The organism is Pseudomonas sp. LAMO17WK12:I5 (assembly GCF_900215165.1).
GTDB classification, from domain to species: domain Bacteria; phylum Pseudomonadota; class Gammaproteobacteria; order Pseudomonadales; family Pseudomonadaceae; genus Aquipseudomonas; species Aquipseudomonas putida_A.
In genome coordinates, this window is sequence record NZ_OBDS01000003.1 from 463953 (window position 1) to 485205 (window position 21253).

Genomic DNA, 21253 nt, shown 5'->3' on the forward strand with positions numbered 1-21253 from the left:
TTAATCCCCCATTGACGGAAAGCAATCATGACCACCCTGACTTCTGAACCATTGGCCAGCCTGATCGAACGCCTCTACAGCCAGGCCAGCGCCGCCACCAGCCCGGTGCTGGAAACGGTGTCGGGCGAGGAGCGCGAGCGCCTGATGCACAGCAAGACCGAGTACCTGCAACTCTACGCCATGCTCAAGGACCTATGGCTGCCGGTCTCGCGCGACACCGGCAAACTGCTGTACATGCTGGCGCGCAATACCAAGGCCAAAGCGATTGTCGAGTTCGGCACCTCGTTCGGCCTGTCCACTCTGCACCTGGCGGCGGCACTGCGCGACAACGGTGGTGGCGTGCTGATCGGCAGCGAATTCGAACCGTCGAAAATCGCCCTGGCTCGCCATCACTTCATCGAGGGCGGCATCAGCGATCTGGTGGAAATCCGCGAAGGCGATGCTCTCGTCACACTCGCCAGCGACCTGCCGCCGTCAGTCGATTTGCTCCTGCTCGATGGGGCCAAGGCGTTGTACGGCGACGTGTTGAGGCTGGTGGAAAAACACCTGAAGCCTGGCGCACTGGTGGTGGCGGATAACACCAACTATTGCCCGGAATATCTGGCCCACGTGCGTGCGCCACAGAACGGTTACCTGTCGGTGCCATTTGCTGATGACATCGAGCTGTCGATGCGACTGGGCTGAGTCCTGCTTACCCCAGGGGCAAACCACTACAAACGCATGCCCATTTCGACAGCCCGAGTCTCAAAGCCGAACTCCGCATACATCCGCGCGGCACGGTTATTGAACGGCCAGACGTTCAAACGCAGATCCTGGGCATCCTGTTCGATCGCCCAGTTTTTCACCAGATTCATCAGCCCACGGCCGATGCCCTGTCCCGAAAACTGTTTGGCGACACACACCGAGCCGATGCGAACGACATTCTGCGGTTGCATCAACGGCCCTGAACTGGCCGACAGGCTGGCCGTGATAAACGCCGCAGGTTGATCGTCGACATGGGCGATGAACACAACGTGACCGGGTTTCTCGAACAGCGCTGACCAGTGGGGCAGGTCGCGGGAAAAGTCCGCGGTGGGAGGGGCATAGATGTCGGGGCGGGCAGTGTGATGCACGTCGTTAAGCAATTGCCCCAGCTCACACATGCTCAACGCGTCTGCGCTCGTCGCGGTGCGGTAAGTGATTTGTTCCATGTCGTGCGGTGCTCCTTGATTACGCGCAAGCCGCGAACGGCGCTGTTGATCGTTATTGTTCCAGCCAGTCAGGATAGATCTGCACAAAGTGCTGCTGCAGCCATTCGACAAATACCTGAACTTGCGCAGCCAGATGCGTGCGGCTGGGGTACAGCAGTGATACCGGGCGCGGGGTGGGCCGATAGGCGCTGAGGATTTCCACCAGGGTGCCGCTGGCCAGATATTCGGCCACGGTGATGCCTGGCGCCTGAATGATTCCAAAGCCCGCTACGCCGCACTGCACGTAAGCATTCGACTCGGTGACGGTGATGCCGGCGTTGCTGATGAACGCGCGGTCTTTGCCTTTGACCGAGAAGTGCCAGGGCAATGTCCTGTTGTTTTGGCCGGAAAGAAAATTCACCCCGCGATGGGCATTCAGATCGTCGAGTGTCCGCGGTTCGCCGTGTTCCTGCAGATACTCGGGGGCTGCGCACGTGACCATGGTTGCCATGGCGATCGGGCGAGCGATCAAGGTCGAGTCCGGTAACTCGCCAATTCGTAACGCGCAGTCGATGCCTTCACCGATCAGGTCGACCGCCCGATCAGTCACGCCCAGCACCATGTCGATCCCGGGGAAGGCGCTGGTGAAGGTTTTCAGGTTTTTGATGAAGTCCAGTTGCGCGAACGCGGTTGGGATATCGACCCGAAGCCGGCCTTCGAGCGTTGCTCCGCTGCGGTCGAACATCGAAGTGGCGGCCGAGATATCCGCGAGAATTTCCTGCACTCGCTCATAGAACAGTTGGCCTTCGGTGGTGAGCGCGACTTTTCTGGTGGTGCGCTGAAACAGACGCACACCCAGGGATGTTTCCAGCTCCTGGATGTAACGGGTGACCTGGGGGCGCCCGATGTCGAGCGATTCGGCGGCTTTGGTGAAGCTGCCGAGCTCGGCAAGCCGGGCGAACAGTCGCATCGATTGCAGCAATTCCATGATCGGGACCTGACGGAATTCAATTGTTGCTTGAGGATAGAATAATCATGTGCCTTTTTGCGTATTTATTGCGCGAGCCCAACAGCGAAAGATGTGCCCAGGCAAACCCTTGGTGGTTTGCAGCCATTGATCCGTTTTTGGAGATTCGCAATGAAAGCCTGGTTACTGAAAGATTTCGGCCTCGACAATCTGCACCTGGAAGAGACAGCGACCCCGCAGCCACAGTCCGGCGAATTGCTGGTAAAGGTCGGCGCCGTGTCCCTCAATTTTCGCGACAAGGCGATTGTTGACGGCATCTACGAGCCGCACATGGTGCCCAAACCGTTGATTCCGGTGAGCGACGCAGCGGGCACCGTGGTCGCGGTGGGTGACGGCGTCAGCCGCTTCAAGGTCGGCGATCGGGTCAACTCGCATCTGTATTCCCGCTGGCTGGATGGCGAGCCGGGGCCGAATGAACCGGACTACTGCTTTGGTTCGCCGTTGCCCGGCGGATTGGCCGAATACATGATCATCCATGAAGACAGCGCCGTTGCCGCGCCGGACAACATGAGCGACGAAGAGGCGGCGACGCTGCCGATTGCTGCGCTCACGGCGTGGTACTCACTGGTCGACTTTGGACAGATCCAGCCCGGCCAGACCGTGCTGGTTCAAGGCACGGGCGGGGTGTCGATTTTTGCCGTGCAGATCGCCACGGCGCTGGGCGCCAAAGTGATCGCCACATCGAGTAGCGAGCACAATCTGCAAGCCGTGAAGGAACTGGGAGCGGTCGCGGGCGTGAACTACAGAACGACACCGAACTGGGCCGATGAAGTGTTGCGGCTGACTGACGGAAAAGGCGTGGATCTGCTGCTCGACGTGGCCGGTGGCAACGGCATCAATCAGTCGGTTGCAGCGACCAAGGCTTCCGGGCGCATTGCCCAGATCGGTTTTTTGACCGGGCAGACCGTTGCACTCAATCTGATGCCGCTGATTTTCCGCCAGACCACCATTCGCGGTATCGCCGTGGCACCGCGCTCGTCCTTCGACCGAATGAACGTCTTCCTCAACCAGCACAAGATTCGCCCGGTGATCGATCAGGTGTATCCGTTCGAGAAAGCGCGCGAGGCGTACGAGCATCTGGCGAAGGGCGCGTTTGGCAAAGTGGTGATCAAAGTCGCCTGATATAGGCACAGGGCCAAGCAACGGGGCTCAATGCGATTGCGCCAGACCCTGTTGCGCCTTGGCTCTGGCAATCGAAAACGCCTTCGGCAGGCTGGCGCCATTCTTCGCGGCCAGGATCTCGGCCATCACGCTGACGGCGATCTCCGCCGGTGTCTTGCTGCCAATGTAGATGCCGATTGGCCCGTGCAGCCGTTCGAGTGATGCCTGGGTCTCACCAAAATGCTCGATCAGACGTTCGCGGCGCAGCTGACTGTTGCGCCGCGAGCCGATGGCGCCGATGTAAAACGCCGGGCTGTGGAGGGCCTCGAGCAGTGCCAGATCGTCGAGTCGCGGATCATGGCTCAAGGCGACGATGCAGGTGCGCAGATCGACCGCGAAGTCGCGCACCACGTCATCCGGCATGCCGATGATCCGCTCCACACCGTTCACCGCCCAGGTTTCGATGTATTCGGCACGCGGGTCGCACACCGCGACCTTGAAGCCGTTGAACAGCGCCATGGTCGCCAGATACTCGGCCAGCGCGCCGGCACCGATCATCAGCAGCCGATACCCCGGCCCGAGGGTATTGAGCATCCGGTGGCCGTCGAAACTGAATTGCTCAGGAGTTGCCGTGGTTTCCAGCGTGACGCGACCGCTATCCAGTGCCAGGCAGCGGCGCACCAGTTGCCCGGCATCCAGTTGCACCAGCAGTTCGTCGAGCACCTGCCACGACGGATTGAACTCGAGAATCAGCTCAAGCGTGCCGCCACAGGGCAAACCGAAACGATGCGCTTCGTCGGCACTGACGCCGTAGCGCACCACCTCGGGCGCACTGTCCTTGAGGCCGCTGCCGCCATGCGCGGTGGTGTAGCGCTGGATCAGGTCGTCCTCGATGCAGCCGCCGGACACGCTGCCCACCACGCGACCGTCGTTACGCAAGGCCATCATCGACCCTGTCGGGCGCGGCGAAGAGCCCCATGTGCGCGCCACCGTGGCGAGCAACACTTGCTCGCCGGCGGCGAGCCAGTCCCGCGCGGTGCGCAGGACCAGCAAGTCGATGCTTTCCATCAAACGTTCCTCTAACGCATTTGCAGGATGATCGGGCTGCTGCTGGCCGGATCCGTACGTTCACGCAGCTTGTTGACGGCCTGCGCTTCAACGGCACCGCCCTGATTGCCCCAGGTGCTGCGCATGAAGCTCAGCACTTCGGCGATCTCTTGATCCGATAACTGTTCACGGAACGCCGGCATGCGATAGGCGTCCGGTACTCCGGCGGCCACCACCCGTTGTGAACCGTTGAGGGTGATGTTGATTGCGGAGGCACTTTCCTTGGCCAGTGCCGAGGTGGCGCCGGCCAGCGGCGGCATCCATTCTGACTGGCCCTTGCCGTCCAAACCGTGGCACGAAGCACAGCGCGTGACGTAGGTATGAGCACCGGGCGCGTCCAGACGTTCCGTCGCCGAAACCGTTTGGTACTGCCATGGCTGGCCGTCGCGCTGACGGTCCCCCGGCAATGACTTGAGATAGCGGGCGATCGCGGTCAGATCGTCATCGCTCATGAACTGCGTCGAGTTGTTGAACGCCTCGGTCATTGAGCCATAAACCACTGCATGTTTGTTACGCCCGGTCTTGAGGAACTGCACGATCTCCGGTTCGCTCCAGCGGCCCAGACCGGTGTTGTGGTCGTCACGCAGGCTCGGCGCGTACCAGCCATCAAGCAAGGCGCCGGCGAGGTACGGCGTGGCGGATTCATCCAGAGCCTTCTCGTTGAACGCCAGACCGCGCGGCGTATGGCAACTGCCGCAGTGCCCGGCGCCTTGCACGAGATAAGCGCCGCGATTCCACACGGCATCCTGCGACGGTTTGGCCACGTAAGGTTCGGTATCGGCAAACACACCGTTCCACAACGCAATCGGCCAGCGCAGGTTCAACGGGAAAGGAATCGCACTCGGGATATTCACCTGCTTGACCGGTGCCACGCCTTTCATGAAAAACGCGTACAGCGCTCGCACATCGTCGTCACTGAGCTTGGCGTAGGACGGGTAGGGCATCGCCGGGTACAGACGACGGCTTTCAGGTGCCACGCCGTGGCGCACCGCACGGTCAAAGTCCGCCAGGCTGTAGCGACCGATGCCGGTTTCCGGCTCCGGGGTGATGTTGGTCGCGTGGATCGCGCCCAGTGGTGTGGCCATTTCCAGGCCGCCAGCGAACGGCGCACCGCCCGGCACGCTGTGGCATGCCACGCAATCGCTGAGTCGGGCGACGTATTCGCCACGAGCGACCAGCGCCGGGTCAATATCGGCCACGGCGGTGTGGTTGTTTTCAAGGCGCGAGACAGGCTCGCGGGTGACATACCAGGCCAGCAGGCCTGCCGCGACCAGGCACGGCACTGCCAGCCAGCCAGCGGTTCTTGCGAATCGGCTGTTATTCATGGACGCTCCGGCGCTGATCAAGTGAAGGTGTGTCGGCTCATGGGCAGGCTGCGCACCCGTTGCCCGGTCAGCGTTGCCACCGCATTGGCGACGGCGGGCGCGACAGCGGGCAACGGTGGTTCGCCGATGCCGCCCATTTTTTCCCCGCTCTCGACAACACGCACGTGGACCCGGGCCATCCGCGCAGGCGGCAGGATCGGATACAAGTCGTAGTTGCGCGCGCGCGGTTTGCCATCAATCCACACGGCTTCCTCCACCAGGGTCTGCGACAGGCCCAGCGCCACCGCGCCATTGACCTGCGCTTCGACAATCGCCGGATTGACGATGCTGCCGGGGTCGATCGCCTGCCAGATGTCGTGCACCTTGACCTGACCGTTCTCGATGGAGACCTCGGCGATCACGGCGGTCTGGGTACCGAACGGCGACGCCATCGCCACGCCTCGCGCACGTTTGCTGCCGTCCGCCGCGGTGAACGGCCCACGCTTCCAGCCACCCGACAGCTCGCCCACTGCTTGCAGCAGCGTGGTCAGTCGCGGGTTGTCGCGCAGCAGATGCAGGCGCAATTCGAACGGGTCCTTGCCACCCTTGTCGGCCAGTTCGTCAAGGAACGATTCGTAGAAGAAGTCGTTGAGCGAATTGCCCACCGAACGCCAGTAACCCAGCATCGCCGGGCCTTTGGCGTAGATCTGCGCGATGCGCTTGTTGGGGATCGCATAGGACTTGCCCGACAAGCCTTCAAGCGCCGTCGGGTCGAGTTTTTCACCCTGTTTGCCGGCCAGCGCCTCGGTCGGGCCTTCGGTGGCGCTGATTGCTTCGATTGCCAGCGGCCAGCCGTCGTTGTCCAGCGCGGCGCGGAAATTCACGGCGGCCACGGGACGCAGCACATCGCGCAGGAACTCTTCCTCGCGGCTCCAGATCAGTTTGACCGGGCGACCAACCGCTTTCGATAACTCGATTGCCTGCGGGTAGGGACTGGCGGCATCGTAGAGGAAGTGCCGACCGAAGAAGCCCCCGAGCAATGGCGAATGCAAGGTGATGCGCGACGGATCCAGCCCGGTGCGTTTGGCGATGTCGGCACGAAACATGTCCGGCGCCTGATTCGGCAGCCAGACTTCCAGCGAACCGTCGGGATTGAAGCGGGCCAGCGCCGACGGCGGCTCCAACTGACCGTGGTTCAGGTACTGGTTGTGGTAGGTGGCGTCGATCCGGGTCTTGGCACTTGCCAGAACTGCAGCCACGTCGCCCTCATTTTCATCATCCTTGGCCGGGCCTTTGTCTTCAGCCAGGCGCTTGAGCCAGGCATCGCTGGAAAAGTCGGCGGGCATCGGCCGTACCTTGCTGTCGGCCGTGGGTTCCTGCCAGTCGACCTGAATCGCTTCCACTGCACGTTTGGCGTGCCACCAGCGTTCGGCGACCACGGCCACGGCACCCGGCAGACGATGCACGGAATGCACGCCTTTCATTGCTTTGACCTGCTCTTCGTTGCGCAGGTTGCCCACGGTCATGCCCAAACGCGGGGCATGCTGAACGGCGGCGTGGAGCATGTCGTCGACCTTCAGGTCGATGCTGTACAGCGCTTTGCCCGTGGACTTGTCGTAGGCATCGACGCGCTTCACCGGTTTGCCGATCCAGCGGAACTGGCTCGGATCACGCAGTTGCACCGAGGCCGGATCGGGAACCGGCAGATCCATGGCATGTTCGGCCAGTTCGCCGTAGGCCAGCGAGCGGCCCGACTTGGCGTGCACGACTTTGCCGGGTTCGGTACTCAGTTCGCTCACCGGCACCCCAAGTTTCTGCGCGCCCGCCTGCAGCAGCATGGCGCGGGCGAGGGCGCCGAGGCGGCGCATCACCGGGTAACTCATGCGCACCGACATGCTGCCGCCGGTGATGCGCATACCGTTTTCCATCACCACATAGGCTTCGCCGGGCGGCGCGGCTTCGACCAGGAACGTCGCCGGGTCGGCATCCAGTTCTTCACCGACGATCTGCGCCATCGCGGTGAACGTACCTTGTCCGCCTTCCATGAACGGGCACAGCAGGCGCACGCGGTTGTCCGGGCGAATTTCCAGAAACGCCGGCACCTGCGTGCCACGCTCGGCAGTCGCGGCCGCCACTGCCGCTTGCACGCGCGTCGTGCCCAGCGGCAGGCCGAAACCGAGCACCAGTGCGCCGACAGCGGTGCCGGCCAGGAAACGTCTGCGCGACACGTTGATCGGTTCGTGCAGAGCCAGTGCTGATGCTTCCTGGGACGGATCGATACGCACGTTCATCAGGCGTCTCCCTTGCCGGCCAGTTCATGCACGGCGGCATGAATGGCGTTGTACGTGCCGCAGCGGCACAGGTTGACCATCGCCGCCTCGATCTGCGCATCACTTGGTTTGGGGTTCTGCTTGAGCAGTGCCGTGGCGGCCATCACCTGCCCGGACTGGCAGTAGCCACACTGGGCGACCTGCAGATCAACCCAGGTCGAGACCACCCGTTTGCCCACGTCATCGGCCTCGATCGCCTCAATGGTGGTGACCTCGCGGCCGACCACACCGGCCACCGGCGTGACGCACGAGCGCACCACGTTGCCGTCCACCAGCACGGAACAGGCGCCGCACTGCGCCAATCCACAGCCGTACTTGGTGCCGGTCATGCCCAGATCATCGCGGATCACCCATAGCAGGGGCGTATCGGCGTCGGCATCGACCTGATAGGTTTTCTGGTTGATTCGTAGTTCCATGGTTCACCCGCTCGATCATCGGTTAACGTGCATTTTTATAAGCGGTGAAACGCTGCGTGGCTCCTCACCGGTAAAGCGTGTTCTTTGCTCAACTGGCCGCGTTGCCCAGTGCTTCTGCGGCGAAGGGGTCGCCACGCAGTAGCGCGATGTCACGACTGGGTGCGGTGCCGTACAGGCGTGCGTATTCACGGCTGAACTGCGAGGGACTTTCATAACCGACCGCAAACGCCGCTCGCGAAACGTCCAGACGCTCCATCAACATCAGCCGACGGGCCTCGTTCAGTCGCAGCCATTTCTGGTACTGCAGCGGGCTCATGCCGGTGAGCTGGCGGAAGTGATGGTGAAAGGTCGGTGCGCTCATCTGCACCCGCGCCGCCAGTTCATCGATGCGCAGCGCCTCGGTGTAGTTGACCTTGAGCCAGTCGATGGCTTTGGCAATGCGATAACCCTGGCCATCGACGGCCGTGATCTGCCGCAGCCGCGCGCCTTGGTCGGTATGGAGCAGCCGATAGTGGATTTCCCGCAGCACCAGCGGCGCCAGCACCGGGATCGCTTCAGGCTCGTCGAGCAATGCCAGCAGGCGTTCGAGCGCGCCTTCCAGAGCGGAAGACATGTTGCCAATGCCAGCGCCGGTGTTCGTCGACGGCTGCCGTTTCGCAGGCAAGCCACCTTTGCTGAGGATCTCGGCGAGCATGCCGACATCCAGCTTCAGCACCAGCCCGACACAGGGCTGTTCGGGGCTGGCTGCAAGCACTTCGGAATTGGCGGGCAGATCCAGCGAGGTGACCAGAAACCGCGAAGGGTCGTAGCTGTAGCCCTCACCGCCGACCCACAAGCGCTTTTCCCCACGGCCCACCAGAATCAGGCTCGGCTCGATCATGCACACGCTCGGTGGCGCCGGCTGATCGCGACGAAACAGCGACAGGCCGGGTATCGACGTGGCGAAGTCGCCCGCTACGCTCACGCGCGAGTCAATGTTCAACGCCAGAGGTGATTGGTGGCGCAGCGGGGTAGGGATCATGTCGGGCAACTCCTGTTGAACGAACTCTAATCCGCTGCACAGGCGATTCCTATACACCTCCCTGCATCCTCAGAGGATCAGGCAAGCATTCAAGAGGAATGCACTAGGGCAGAGGTGAATCGACCGGGAGAATGTGTCAAACCATTACGGGATTGACGCGATTCGACGATGCGATCCCGGCACTGTGAAAAACAGTGCGTCCGGGCAATCGCCCGGACGCCTCTCGCAATACAGGTAGTTTCAATGACTTCTCTTTCTACAGAACAACGCGGCTGGAGCGCGGTGCTGGCCATGTCGCTGGCCGCCTTCGCCCTGGTCGCTTCAGAATTCATGCCGGTCAGTCTGCTGACGCCGATTGCCGCCGAACTGCACATCAGCGAAGGTCAGGCCGGGCAGGGGATTTCCGTGTCCGGTGCATTCGCCCTGATGACCAGCCTGGTGATTGCAGCGGTCGCTGCTCGTGTCGAGCGCAAGAAGCTGCTGTTGGGTCTGACCTTGCTGATGATCGTCTCGGGGACGGTTGTCGCGTTCGCGCCGGGCTACCCTTCGTTCATGTTCGGACGGGCCCTGATCGGCATCGCGATTGGCGGTTTCTGGTCGTTGTCGGCGGCAACCGCGATGCGTCTGGTGCCGCCTGACCAAGTGTCCCGGGCACTGGCGATCGTCAACGGCGGAAACGCGCTGGCGACGGTAATTGCCGCTCCGGCGGGGAGTTTTCTCGGCGCGTTGATAGGCTGGCGCGGCGCATTCTTCTGCGTAGTTCCGGTCGCCGTGCTGGCGGCCGTGTGGCTGCTGATCAGCCTGCCGTCCTTCAAACTTGAGCGTCAGGCCGGTAGCGGCAACGCCTTGCGGCTGATGAAGCAATGGCCGGTCGCCTTGGGGATGGTCGCTGTCAGCGTCTTTTTCATGGGGCAGTTCATGCTGTTTACCTACCTGCGGCCCTTTCTGGAGGGGGTCACCGGGGTCAGCGTTGCAACCCTGTCCTTGATGCTGCTGGGGCTGGGGCTTGCCGGTTTCATCGGGACCTTTGTGATCGAAAGATTCCTCGGCACTGGCCTGTACCGCACGCTGACAGTTATCCCGCTGATGATGGCGGTCATTGCGCTGGCGCTGGTGAACTTCGGCGCTTCGCCGCTGCTGACTGCGGTGCTGCTGGGCCTGTGGGGGCTGGTCGCCACGGCGGCTCCCGTGGGCTGGTGGACATGGCTGGCGCAGACGCTGCCGGAGGATGCCGAAGCCGGCGGAGGCTTGCTCGTGGCCATCGTGCAACTGGCCATCGCCGCAGGGGCCATCGTCGGTGGACTGGCGTTTGATCTGAGCGGTTATAAAGCCACCTTCGAGCTGAGCGCGGCGGTGTTAGTGATTGCGTCGGTGCTCGCTTGGTGCGCCGGTCGCAGTGCGACTGAAGTTCATCTGGTCGAGTCGAACGCGGCCGGCTGACGGGGACACGTTGTCATTTGAGCGTAACGACGACCTTGCCCTTGGCGCGCCCCTGCTCGACGTACTTCAACGCCTCTGCCGTCGAGGCAAACGAGAAGCTGCGGTCAATCACCGGTCGGATGATTGCCTCCTCGACCAGCGTGGCAATTTTTTGCAGTTGTGCACCATTGGCCCGCATGAAGACGAACGTGTAGTTGACCGCCTGCTTGCGCGCCTTGCGCCGGATACCGAAGCTCAACAGGCGCATGACCTGTTGCAATGGCCAGGACAAGCCTTGTTCTTGTGCGAACTGTGCAGTGGGCGGTCCCGAGATGGAAATGAGCTGGCCGCCGGGCTTCAGGACCTTGAGTGATTTTTGCAATACGTCCGCGCCGAGGCTGTTCAACACCACGTCGTAGTCGTGCAGGACGCTTTCGAAGTCTTGCTGCTTGTAGTCGATGACCAGATCGGCCCCCAGTGCCTTGACCCATTCGACGTTCGCGGTGCTGGTGGTCGTGGCGACGAAGGCGCCGAGGTGTCTGGCCAACTGGATGGCAATGCTGCCAACCCCACCGGATCCCGCGTGAATCAGTACTTTCTGGCCCTTTTTCAACTGTGCGATTTCGACCAGTACTTGCCAGGCCGTCAACGCGACCAAGGGCAGGGACGCGGCTTGTGCCATGCTGGTATTGGCGGGTTTTCGGGCGACCGCGTTTTCGTCCACGGCGATCCATTCGGCGAACGTTCCGATCCGCGTTTCCGGCGGGCGAGCGTAAACCTCGTCTCCCGATTTGAACCGCGTCACCTGTGAGCCAACCTCAACCACCACACCCGCCAGATCATTGCCCAGTATCAGCGGTAATGCATAGGGCAGAATCAGCTTGAACTCGCCACTGCTGATCTTCGAATCCAGCACATTGACGCTGCTGGCGTGTACCTCGATCAAGACATCACGGGCACCCACCACAGGGGCAGACGCTTCGCCAATGCGCCCGGTGTTCTTTCCATAGCGATCAATCAGAAATGCTTTCATCGTAGTGCGGCTCTTGGCGGTTGTAAGGAGGGTAGCTGGCGCGTTGCGGTGTTGCTGCGCCGTGTCGTCAGGCGTCGAGGAATGCCTGCGCCTTGGCGACAAAATCAACGCAGTGCTGGAAAATCCCGCCGTGCCCGGCATCCTCATAAATCACCAGTTGTGCGTTGGGAATACGCTTGGCCAGCGCCATCGAGTTCACGCTGGGCACCATGATGTCGCTGTCGCCGTTAACGATCAGTGTGGGTATGCGCAAGCGTCCGAGGTCTTGCGGCGGCTGTTGGCCCCACGCGGTGATCGCTTTCAACTGGCGCAGAAAAGCGCTCGGTGTCGGGCCTTTGTCGCGATTCTTTTTGCGTGTTTTCAGGCGTCGCAGATACTGCGCCGCAGATCGACGGCCATTGGCTGACGAGGTGAAGAACAGGTAGACCTTGGGATCGCGCAAGGTCAGCAAGCCTTTGAGGATCAATGGCCAGGTGACCGCACCGACTCTGTCGATGCCGTCGCCACCGGCCGGACCGGTACCGGTCAGAATCAAGCGACGCACCAGATCGGGCGCCTTCAGGGCGATGTCCTGAGCAACGAAGCCGCCGAGCGAGAATCCCAGTACATCAACGGTTTCCAACCCCAGCGCCCGGATCAACTGAATGGCATCGTCAGCCATTTCGCCGATGGTCAGTGGCGCGGTTCCACCAGAGCCGCCAATACCGCGATAGTCAGTGGTAATGACCCGTCGGGTTTGTGCCAGGCCATCAATGATCGCGGGATCGAAGTTGTCCAGCACGGCGCCCCAATGGTTGAACAGCACCAGCGGCACGCCGATCGCGGGGCCGATGTCGCGGTAAGCGAAGCGAACGCCGTTGACCGTGATCGACTGGTTCGCCGCGTTGCTGAATGGCGTCGACGCGCCAGTGTGGTTATTTGCCAGGATTTGATTCATTTCTGCTCCGGATCGCAGGCCGGATTCGATGCAGTGACTTGCGCCTGCATCGAATCCGCCGCGCGTGCTCGCTACCAGACAATCACTGTGGGTCCAGGTAGCGCTGGGCAACCGCAGACTGACGGATTTGCCCGATCAGGCCCTGACGTGCGCCTTGCAGATCATCCCAGCGTTGCGCTTCGTGCAGTGGCGGGATGGTCACCGGTTCGCGGCGATCGAAGCCGACCAGAGCGGCGTCCACCAGATCGCCCACTTCCATGATGTCGCTCAAGGTGTTGATGTCGATGCCGGAGCGATCCCAGATCTCCGTACGGGTGGCGGCGGGGAGTACGGCTTGCACGTAGACGCCCTGAGGTGACAGTTCCAGGCTCAGTCCCTGGGACAGGAACAGGACGAAGGCCTTGGTCGCACCGTAGACGGTCATGCCGAACTCCGGTGCCAGACCCACCACCGAACCGATGTTAATGATCGCGCCGTCACCGGCCTTGACCAGACGTGGAGCGATGGCGCTGGCCAGGCGCACCAGTGCGGTGGTGTTGAGGGCGACCAGTTGCGCAACGCTATCGGTGCTTTGGTCGATGAAGTTACCGGAGAGGGCGGCGCCGGCGTTATTGACGAGGATGCCGATACGGGCGTCCTCGCGCAGGCGGTTTTCAACGGTGCTCAGATCAGCGAGTTGGTTCAGGTCCGCCGGGATCACATCGACGGTGACATCGTGTTCGCTGCGCAAGCGGGCTGCAAGTGCGTCCAGGCGTGCCTGGTCGCGGGCGACCAATACCAGATCGTGGCCGCGTTGCGCGAAGCGCTCGGCGTAGACCGCGCCAATGCCGGTGGAGGCGCCAGTGATCAGAACAGTAGGGCGGGTGCTCATGGGGGATCTCTCTTTCAGGGTGTGAGAAACGGAACGCGCTCAGCTGGCGCTGACGCTCGATTCAGCCAGCGTCGGGTAGTCGATGTAGCCTGCCGCACCGCCGCCATAGAGGGTGGCGGGATCGAACGCGGACAACGGCGCGCCCTGCTTGAGGCGCTCCACCAGATCCGGATTGCCAATGAACGGGCGACCGAAGGCGATCAGGTCGGCGTGGTCTTCGGCGAGCTGCGAAGTCGCCAGGTCCAGGTCATAGCCGTTGTTGGCGATGTAGGTGTTTTTGAAGCGCTGGCGCAGTGCGCCGAAGTCGAAGGGCGCCACGTCGCGCGGGCCACCGGTCGCGCCTTCGACCACGTGCAGATAAACCACGCCGAGGGCATCGAGTTGCTCGGCGACGTAATCGAATTGCGCCTGCGGATCGCTGCTGGAGACGCCGTTGGCCGGCGACACCGGAGACAGGCGCACACCGGTGCGATTGGCGCCGATTTCATCAACGACGGCCGCCGTCACTTCAAGCAACAGACGCGCCCGGTTTGCAATCGAGCCGCCATAGGCGTCGGTTCGCAGATTGGCGCTGTCCCTGAGGAATTGATCGAGCAAATAGCCGTTCGCGCCGTGAATTTCCACACCATCAAACCCGGCGGCAATCGCGTTTGCCGCAGCCTGGCGAAAATCCGAGACGATCCCTGGCAGTTCAATGGTCTCCAGCGCGCGCGGCGCCGAGACATCTTCAAAGCGATTGTTGACGAAGACTTTGGTGGCGGCGCGCAGCGCAGAAGGGGCCACGGGGGCGGCGCCGTTTTCCTGCAGATCAACGTGCGATACGCGGCCGACATGCCACAGCTGCAGAAAAATTTTTCCGCCCTTGGCATGGACTGCATCGGTCACCTGGCGCCAGCCGTCAATCTGCGCCGGCGTGTAGATTCCCGGGGTGTCCTGATAGCCCTGACCTTGTCGGGAAATCTGCGTGGCTTCACTGATCAGCAAGCCTGCGCTGGCGCGTTGGCTGTAATAGGTGGCCGCGAACTCGCTGGGTACAAAGCCTGCGCCTGCACGGTTGCGAGTCAGCGGTGCGAGGACGACGCGGTTCGACAACGTCAGGTCGCCAAGTGTGTAAGGGGTGAACAGCGTCTGGTTACTCATCTGGTATTTCTTCCGTGCCCGTTGGTGGAGATCGGTGTGCGTGCAATTAGGATGATGATCGAAATCTAAACTGTCAACGGTTTTGATTATGACCAGCATCTATGTATGATTGGCGCAAGCATTCCCAATGAACACGAGGTACTGCACGTGCGAGTGACCAAGGCCCAGGCGCAGGCCAATCGAGAACACATCGTCGAGACCGCTTCCGAGCTGTTCCGTGAGCGTGGCTTTGACGGCGTCGGTGTGGCGGATCTCATGGCGGCTGCCGGTTTCACCCACGGTGGTTTTTACAAGCATTTCGGCTCCAAGGCCGACCTGATGGCTGAAGCCGCGTCCTGCAGTCTTGCCAAGTCGCTGGCAGGTGCCGAAGCGCTCGACGTGCCAGGCTTCATCGATGTCTATGTGACGAGAGAACATCGCGACGGACGTGGCAGCGGTTGCACCATGGCCGCGCTGTGTGGCGACGCGGCGCGTCAATCGGATGAGGTGAAAACGACGTTTGCCGAAGGGATCGAGCGCACCCTGCAGACCCTCGGAGACAAATATCCGACCGGGCCGGATGCCGTGGCGGGCGAGGGGAGAAAGAAAATGATCGACCTGTTGTCGCGGGCTGTCGGCGCGATTGTGCTGTCGCGTGCCTGTCCGGATGATTCCGCGCTGGCTGACGAGATTCTTGAGGTGTGCCGCGCTGAAATGCTGGCTTCGTTGCCGGTTGACGAAGAGGTGGTCTGAGGCGGCCGCTCGCTCAGTAAACCCAGTACAAAAACGCCCGTACGATCAGCGGCCAACCAACGGCCCGCCACTCAAAAAAGGCGCCGTCAAATCGCAGATTGACGGCGCCTCCTGCTCAGATCCAGACGTCGTTGTCAGCCGTGCGCCCGCCACCTTCGTGCCCGGTGTTACGCACACCCCGAGGCTCGATCATCATCAGGCGCGCTTCTCCTTCCGCTGCCGTCCGATGTTCGATCCCGCGCGGCACGACGTACAGCTCACCCGGTTCGACGTATACGCTGCCATGGGGCAGGTCGATCCGCAGCGTGCCCTCGATCACAATAAAGGCCTCATCTGTTTCCGGGTGGGAGTGCCAGATGAATTCACCTTCGATGCGAACCACTTTGAACTGGTAGTCATTCAGTTCGGCGACCACACGGGGGCTCCACTGCTGATCGATCAGCGCGGATTTCTGCGCCAGATTGATGGCGTGCAGTGCTGGTACTTTGCTGGTATGTGGCATGACAAATCCTCTATCAGACAGAAGTCGTCAGCCTAGCGAAGGCGCTATTGGCGATGCTTGTACGATCCTGCAAGTTGCCTTTGCCCCAGGACGCGTTCCAGCCAACGCGACGGAGATACCCCATAAGTGCGGGTGAAGTGCCGGGTCATATGACTTTGGTCGTGAAAACCCGCAGCCAGTGCGGCATCCACCAGCGAGAATCGGTCAAGCAGCAGCGTGCGCAATATATCCAGGCGACGCAGGGTCACGAAGCGATAGGGGCTGGTGCCAAACAGCACTCTGAAGTCCCGAGAGAGGCTCCATCTTTCACGACCGCTGGCGCGCTCCAGCATTTCCAGCGTAATGCTCTGGTGCAGGTGAGCCATGATGAATTCCCTTGCGCGCTCGGCTGCCGGGTAATCGAGCAGTTTGCGCCCGCGAGGTTTGCCGGCCACGGCGCGCAGGGCCATAGCCAGATCAAACAGGGCGTCCTGTTCTTCCAGCGGATCAAGTGAGTAATCCATCGCCTGCACGAACGCTTCGCTGGCGCGATACAGGCGTGGGTCGCTGGACAGACCTCCGGCGATGAAGGGTAGCGGTTCACCCTTCAACACCTGCTGAATCAAAGCCGGATCGACATAGGCCATTCGATAGCGAAACCCCGCTTCGGTCCCGGCCATGCCATCGTGCAGTTCATCAGGATGCAGGAGCAAGGTGTTTCCCGGTAAGCCGTGGCGCAGGCTGCCCTTGTAGTGAAAGCTTTGCACGCCAGAGAGTGTGCGACCGATCGAGTAAGTATCGTGCCGATGTGGGTGGTAGCCATGGCCGCCAAACCGGGCTTCGATACGTTCTATCCGCCCCGGTTGAGTGCTGCGCACTACCCAATCGGAATCTGGATCTGGTCTGGACTGTTCCATGGTTTCACTGTCTCTGAGAGAAGCCTGCTGCGAGCGATGATAGCCAACCTGATCGAAAGCAGGGTGTCACCGTTGCCCGCGCGTATTTTGCGCCAGACGCTCACGCCAGTTGCCACCGTGAGTACGCTGGCACGCCTCCTCGGAGTCGAAACGCACGTTGCGCTCTGAAGGGGACAGGTCGATATCGGCTTCCCTCAGCGCAGTGGCCGTCAGTTCGAAGAGGCGTGCCTTGGCGTCAGTCAGGGCGAGGTTTTTGTCGGCTTCGGTGTCGAACACCCAAATGACGTTCAGGGTCGCCGCCAACGCGTTCAGGTCAGCGGTGTGGGTCAGCCAGGTGAAGCCGTTGATTTCAGCTTTTGCGGTTTCACACGCGTCGGTGAGCGTGGCAATCAAGCGCCGCTCGATCCGCGCCAGTTCACGTTTTCCAGGGGGCATTGCAGATCCTTTGGCGACAGTGGTGGTGTGGTCTCAATGTAATTGCTGAGGTTCACAAATCCTCATGTCCAACCCGAATTCCCTGTGGGAGCGAGCTTGCTCGCGAAAGCGGTAGGACTGTGATGTCAGTGTTGACTGACTTGGCGCCTTCGCGAGCAAGCCCGCTCCCACAAATGTTGCTGTGATCCGGGATGTCCCTGTCCAGCACAAATCTTTGTGGGAATGTGGCGTTAGTCCAGATCGCTGGCCTGATGTCGCTCCGCAACCTGGCTCGCCTCGTCACCCCAGGTGCGATTGACCCGCTGGCCACGCTTGACTGCCGGGCGCTCGGCGATTTCTTCTGCCCAGCGTTGTACGTGGGTGTACTCCTGCGCTGCGAGGAATTCGGCCGCCGAATACACGTTATTGCGCACCAGTTGCCCGTACCACGGCCAGACCGCGATGTCGGCGATGGTGTAGCTGTCGCCGGCCAGGTAGCGGCTTTCCTTGAGGCGTCGGTCGAGTACATCGAGCTGACGCTTGGCTTCCATGGTGAAGCGGTTGATCGGGTATTCGAGCTTCTCCGGCGCATACGCATAGAAGTGCCCAAAGCCGCCGCCCAGATAAGGCGCAGAGCCCATCTGCCAGAACAACCAGTTCAGGGTTTCCGTGCGGCCAGCCGGGTCTTTCGGCAGGAAGGCGCCGAATTTCTCTGCCAGATACAGCAGGATCGAACCGGATTCGAATACCCGAATCGGCGGCTGTACGCTGTGGTCGAGCAGCGCCGGAATCTTCGAGTTCGGATTGATCTCGACAAAACCGCTGGAGAACTGATCGCCCTCGTTGATGCGGATCAGCCACGCGTCGTACTCGGCCTCGGTGTGCCCCAGTGCGAGCAATTCTTCCAGAAGGATGGTCACCTTGACGCCGTTGGGCGTCGCCAGTGAATACAGCTGCAGCGGGTGTTTGCCCACTGGGAGGGTCTTTTCATGCGTCGGCCCGGCAATCGGGCGGTTGATGCTAGCGAAATGGCCGCCGGACGGGGCTTCGTGTTTCCAGACTTTGGGCGGTACGTAGGGCGCTTTACTCATGAAATGGGCCTCATGGTGAACTTGCCGAGAATGACCTGACGGGTATCAGACCAGACAGCATAAACGCTCTAGCTCAAGACTGCGCAACCCCCGGAATGATCAAACACGCCGCCAGACCCATCAACGCGATCCCGATGGCCTTGTCGAGGAGCCGCTGTTTTTCCAGCAGGCGCCGGCGTAACCGTTCGGTGGAGAAAAACAGCGCGACCAGGCTGAACCACAGCCAATGAATGACCGACATGAACAGGCCATAGGCGAAGTTCAACGTCAGCGAACTGCCTGGCTCCACCACCTGACTGTACGCCGCTACCACGAACAACATGGTTTTCGGATTCAGTGCATTGGTCAGAAAACCTGAGCAGAACACCTTCCAGGCACGGGGTGCCGAAGCGCTCGCCTCGGCAAATGTCAGTACAGATTTATTGGTGAAGGATTTGATGCCCAGGTAGACCAGATACCCGGCACCCAGCAGCTTCATCATCCAGAACAGCATGGGTAACTGAGTGATGATCAGCGCCACCCCGAACACCGTGTAGAACACGTGAACCTGCACGCCACAGGCGATGCCCAGCGCAGCCAGCAAACCACTGCGCCGCCCGTAGGCATAACTGTTGCGAGTGACCATGGCAAAGTCCGGGCCGGGGCTGATCACCGCCAGAACAGTGATGGCGATTACCAGAAACAATTCATTCATCCATACGCTCCATCGCGTTATTTGCGCTACTTGAATTCACAGATACAACGCCTGCAGCATCGCCGCCAACAACGTGGATGGAATTAACAGGCCCTGAGTGGCGACATGATGGAGAAGTGTCTTTGGCAAAAAAAACGATTTATAGTCGCGAAAATCTGTGAGAAATCATCGTCTATATGAACCTGCCTCCGCTGGCTGCCTTTCGCTTCTTCAACACCGCCGCCCAGACCCAGAGTTTCGTCAAGGCCGCTGAGTTGCTGCACGTCACCCACGGCGCGGTCAGCCGTCAGGTGCGCTTGCTGGAGGAGGCGATCGGGGTCGAATTGTTCGAGCGGCGTAACCGCGCGATTTTTCTCAATCACGCGGGACGCTTGCTGTTCAACGTCACCGCGCCGATGTTCGAGCAATTGCAGAACACGGTTTATCGCCTGCAGCGTGAAGTCCACGACGATGTGCTGGTGGTGTCCTGCGAGCCAACCATCGCCATGAAGTGGTTGATCCCGCGCTTGCCTGACTTCCACAGCGCACACCCACAGTTGCAGGTGCAATTGCTGACGGCCGGCGGACCGATCGACTTCGCTCGTTCAGGCGTGGATCTGGCGATCCGCCGCGACGATTTCCATTGGGACGAGACCGTGCACGGCGTGACTATTTGCGAGGAGTGGATCGGTCCGGTTTGCGTGCCGTCCAGTCGTCCTGACGGCGAGCATTTGCGCGGCGCCTGCCTGCTGCACAGCAAGACGCGCCCGCAGGCGTGGGACAACTGGATGCGACAGACCCGGATCAGCGCGGCAGGGGGCAGTCGGGTCGATTACGAGCATTTCTACCTGTGCATTCAGGCCGCGCTGGCCGGGCTGGGCGTCGGTATGGCGTCGTTTCTGATGGTGCAGGACGAACTCAAATCCGGCCAGTTGATCGCGCCGTTCGGCTTCGTTCGCGACGGTTCGAGTTATTGCCTGCTGTCACCGCGACCCTTCGAACAGAGCGCCAATGCCATGCTTTTTCGTGAGTGGATTAGCCAGCAGATGAGTGCGTGCAGCCAATGGCTCGGGGGTGATCTGCAGCCTTGAAGACAGAGCGCTGCATTCATCAGCCAGGCATGATCAACGGGCTTGCATCGGCCAGCGCCTGTTCAGGTGCTCCGTCAAATAATCCATGAAGGCTCTGACCTTCGGCGTCATCGCCGCACGTTCCTGCACGCATGCATAGATGTCCATCGGTTCGACATGCCCGTGGGTTTCACCCGGAAGATCTTCGAACAGTTGCACCAGTTGACCGCTCTCGAGATAGGGCGCAGCGACGAATTCGGCCAGGCGCGTGACACCTGCGCCGTTGACTGCCATTTGCGCCAAGGCATCGATGTCGTCGCTGATGGCGGTGGCGTTGATCGGGGCGTCGTAGCGTTGGCCGTCGCGGATGAGGCCCCAGCGCAGAAAGCGTCCATTCAGTGGATAGCGAAACGCGAGGCAGGCGTGGTGTTGCAGCTCTTGCGGTGATTGCGGCACCCCGGCGCGCGCAAGGTAGGCGGGAGCGGCGCAGAAGATGAACGGCAGGGAAACAATCCGGCGCGCGACGATGCCGTCTTCCAGTTGCGGCTTGATCCGCAGGCTCAGGTCGATGCCGTCCTGGATGTGATTGATCTTGCCGTTGGTGGTCGACAGCTCGACCAGCAGGCGCGGATGCAGCGCGGCGAAACTGGCGAGTAACGGCGCCAGGACGTGGCGGCCGAATGCACTGGTGGAGGCGATGCTCAAGCGGCCCTGCAATTCGCTTTCATCGTTGATGATTGCGCTTTGCGCTGACTCCAGATCAGCCGCAATACGCCGCACCTTTTCGTAATACAACGCGCCGTTTTCAGTCAGCGCCATGCTGCGTGTGGTGCGCTGCAGCAGGCGCACGCCGAGGTGCGTTTCCAGGCGACTGAGGGTCTGGCTGACCGCTGCCGCACTGACGCCCAGGGTCTTGGCGGCGCCGACGATCGAGCCGGCTTCAACCACTTTGATAAAACTAGCAATCGCCGCCAACAGATTCATCCGTGTCCCGCCGCGT

22 protein-coding genes are annotated in these 21253 nt (G+C 61.3%); 5 read left to right on the top strand and 17 right to left on the bottom strand.

What is annotated here, in order from left to right; all coding sequences use genetic code 11:
• Positions 1-27: 27 nt before the first annotated feature.
• Complete coding sequence (locus tag CRO59_RS07680; RefSeq protein WP_097090342.1) at positions 28-684, top strand: O-methyltransferase; 657 nt, start codon at positions 28-30, stop codon at positions 682-684.
• Positions 685-710: 26 nt separating this feature from the next.
• Here the strand turns inward: CRO59_RS07680 and CRO59_RS07685 are convergent, their stop codons facing one another.
• Both CRO59_RS07685 and CRO59_RS07690 read right to left on the bottom strand, forming a co-directional pair.
• Positions 711-1190, bottom strand: a complete 480-nt coding sequence (locus CRO59_RS07685; protein ID WP_097090343.1) for a GNAT family N-acetyltransferase — start codon at positions 1188-1190, stop codon at positions 711-713.
• A gap of 52 nt (positions 1191-1242) precedes the next feature.
• Positions 1243-2139, bottom strand: a complete 897-nt coding sequence (locus CRO59_RS07690) for a LysR family transcriptional regulator (protein ID WP_177408971.1) — start codon at positions 2137-2139, stop codon at positions 1243-1245.
• Between the two features lie 168 nt (positions 2140-2307).
• Here CRO59_RS07690 and CRO59_RS07695 point away from each other — a divergent pair, with 168 nt between their 5' ends.
• Positions 2308-3318: an NAD(P)-dependent alcohol dehydrogenase gene (locus CRO59_RS07695; RefSeq protein WP_097090345.1), complete on the top strand. Its 1011-nt coding sequence runs from the start codon at positions 2308-2310 to the stop codon at positions 3316-3318.
• A 27-nt stretch (positions 3319-3345) separates the two neighbouring features.
• Here CRO59_RS07695 and CRO59_RS07700 read toward each other — a convergent pair whose 3' ends face one another.
• The 5 genes from CRO59_RS07700 to CRO59_RS07720 form a co-directional block, all read right to left on the bottom strand.
• Positions 3346-4365, bottom strand: coding sequence for an XdhC family protein (locus CRO59_RS07700; RefSeq protein ID WP_027613017.1), 1020 nt, complete (start codon positions 4363-4365; stop codon positions 3346-3348).
• Positions 4366-4376: 11 nt separating this feature from the next.
• Entirely contained in the window at positions 4377-5729 is a 1353-nt protein-coding gene (locus CRO59_RS07705; RefSeq protein WP_097090346.1) for a cytochrome c, read from the bottom strand.
• Positions 5730-5746: 17 nt separating this feature from the next.
• Positions 5747-7999 (bottom strand): xanthine dehydrogenase family protein molybdopterin-binding subunit, encoded by a 2253-nt coding sequence (locus tag CRO59_RS07710; protein ID WP_097090347.1) that lies wholly within the window; start codon positions 7997-7999, stop codon positions 5747-5749.
• Positions 7999-8454: a (2Fe-2S)-binding protein gene (locus CRO59_RS07715; RefSeq protein WP_027613020.1), complete on the bottom strand. Its 456-nt coding sequence runs from the start codon at positions 8452-8454 to the stop codon at positions 7999-8001. Before CRO59_RS07715 ends, CRO59_RS07710 begins: the two co-directional genes overlap by 1 nt.
• Positions 8455-8542: 88 nt before the next feature.
• On the bottom strand, positions 8543-9475 hold the full coding sequence (locus CRO59_RS07720; protein WP_097090348.1) for an AraC family transcriptional regulator: 933 nt from the start codon (positions 9473-9475) through the stop codon (positions 8543-8545).
• A gap of 243 nt (positions 9476-9718) precedes the next feature.
• Here CRO59_RS07720 and CRO59_RS07725 point away from each other — a divergent pair, with 243 nt between their 5' ends.
• Positions 9719-10915 carry an MFS transporter gene (locus CRO59_RS07725; RefSeq protein WP_097090349.1) on the top strand — a complete coding sequence of 399 codons (1197 nt, stop codon included), beginning with the start codon at positions 9719-9721 and terminating at the stop codon, positions 10913-10915.
• A gap of 13 nt (positions 10916-10928) precedes the next feature.
• Here the strand turns inward: CRO59_RS07725 and CRO59_RS07730 are convergent, their stop codons facing one another.
• The 4 genes from CRO59_RS07730 to CRO59_RS07745 form a co-directional block, all read right to left on the bottom strand.
• A complete protein-coding gene (locus CRO59_RS07730; protein WP_096796424.1) occupies positions 10929-11927 on the bottom strand; it encodes an NADP-dependent oxidoreductase in 999 nt (332 codons plus the stop codon).
• 67 nt (positions 11928-11994) lie between these two features.
• Entirely contained in the window at positions 11995-12864 is an 870-nt protein-coding gene (locus CRO59_RS07735; protein WP_097090350.1) for an alpha/beta fold hydrolase, read from the bottom strand.
• A gap of 82 nt (positions 12865-12946) precedes the next feature.
• Positions 12947-13735, bottom strand: coding sequence for an SDR family oxidoreductase (locus CRO59_RS07740; RefSeq protein ID WP_097090351.1), 789 nt, complete (start codon positions 13733-13735; stop codon positions 12947-12949).
• 39 nt (positions 13736-13774) lie between these two features.
• The gene (locus CRO59_RS07745) at positions 13775-14875 is read right to left on the bottom strand and encodes an alkene reductase (RefSeq protein ID WP_097090352.1); all 1101 of its coding nucleotides are present in this window, start codon (positions 14873-14875) and stop codon (positions 13775-13777) included.
• Positions 14876-14980: 105 nt separating this feature from the next.
• On the opposite strand from CRO59_RS07745, the gene CRO59_RS07750 reads away from it, so the two are divergent.
• Complete coding sequence (locus tag CRO59_RS07750; protein ID WP_097090353.1) at positions 14981-15607, top strand: TetR/AcrR family transcriptional regulator; 627 nt, start codon at positions 14981-14983, stop codon at positions 15605-15607.
• A gap of 115 nt (positions 15608-15722) precedes the next feature.
• On the opposite strand, the gene CRO59_RS07755 is transcribed toward CRO59_RS07750, so the two are convergent.
• From CRO59_RS07755 to CRO59_RS07775, 5 genes are all read right to left on the bottom strand, one after another.
• Positions 15723-16109, bottom strand: coding sequence for a cupin domain-containing protein (locus tag CRO59_RS07755; protein ID WP_097090354.1), 387 nt, complete (start codon positions 16107-16109; stop codon positions 15723-15725).
• Positions 16110-16153: 44 nt separating this feature from the next.
• The gene (locus tag CRO59_RS07760; protein ID WP_096796430.1) at positions 16154-17005 is read right to left on the bottom strand and encodes an AraC family transcriptional regulator; all 852 of its coding nucleotides are present in this window, start codon (positions 17003-17005) and stop codon (positions 16154-16156) included.
• Between the two features lie 66 nt (positions 17006-17071).
• Positions 17072-17440: a hypothetical protein gene (locus tag CRO59_RS07765; protein ID WP_097090355.1), complete on the bottom strand. Its 369-nt coding sequence runs from the start codon at positions 17438-17440 to the stop codon at positions 17072-17074.
• A gap of 230 nt (positions 17441-17670) precedes the next feature.
• Entirely contained in the window at positions 17671-18510 is an 840-nt protein-coding gene (yghU, locus tag CRO59_RS07770) for a glutathione-dependent disulfide-bond oxidoreductase (RefSeq protein WP_097090356.1), read from the bottom strand.
• A 73-nt stretch (positions 18511-18583) separates the two neighbouring features.
• On the bottom strand, positions 18584-19204 hold the full coding sequence (locus tag CRO59_RS07775) for a LysE family translocator (protein ID WP_097090357.1): 621 nt from the start codon (positions 19202-19204) through the stop codon (positions 18584-18586).
• Positions 19205-19380: 176 nt separating this feature from the next.
• Here CRO59_RS07775 and CRO59_RS07780 point away from each other — a divergent pair, with 176 nt between their 5' ends.
• On the top strand, positions 19381-20274 hold the full coding sequence (locus CRO59_RS07780) for a LysR substrate-binding domain-containing protein (RefSeq protein ID WP_097090358.1): 894 nt from the start codon (positions 19381-19383) through the stop codon (positions 20272-20274).
• A 33-nt stretch (positions 20275-20307) separates the two neighbouring features.
• Here CRO59_RS07780 and CRO59_RS07785 read toward each other — a convergent pair whose 3' ends face one another.
• Complete coding sequence (locus CRO59_RS07785) at positions 20308-21237, bottom strand: LysR family transcriptional regulator (protein WP_097090359.1); 930 nt, start codon at positions 21235-21237, stop codon at positions 20308-20310.
• Positions 21238-21253 lie beyond the last annotated feature (16 nt).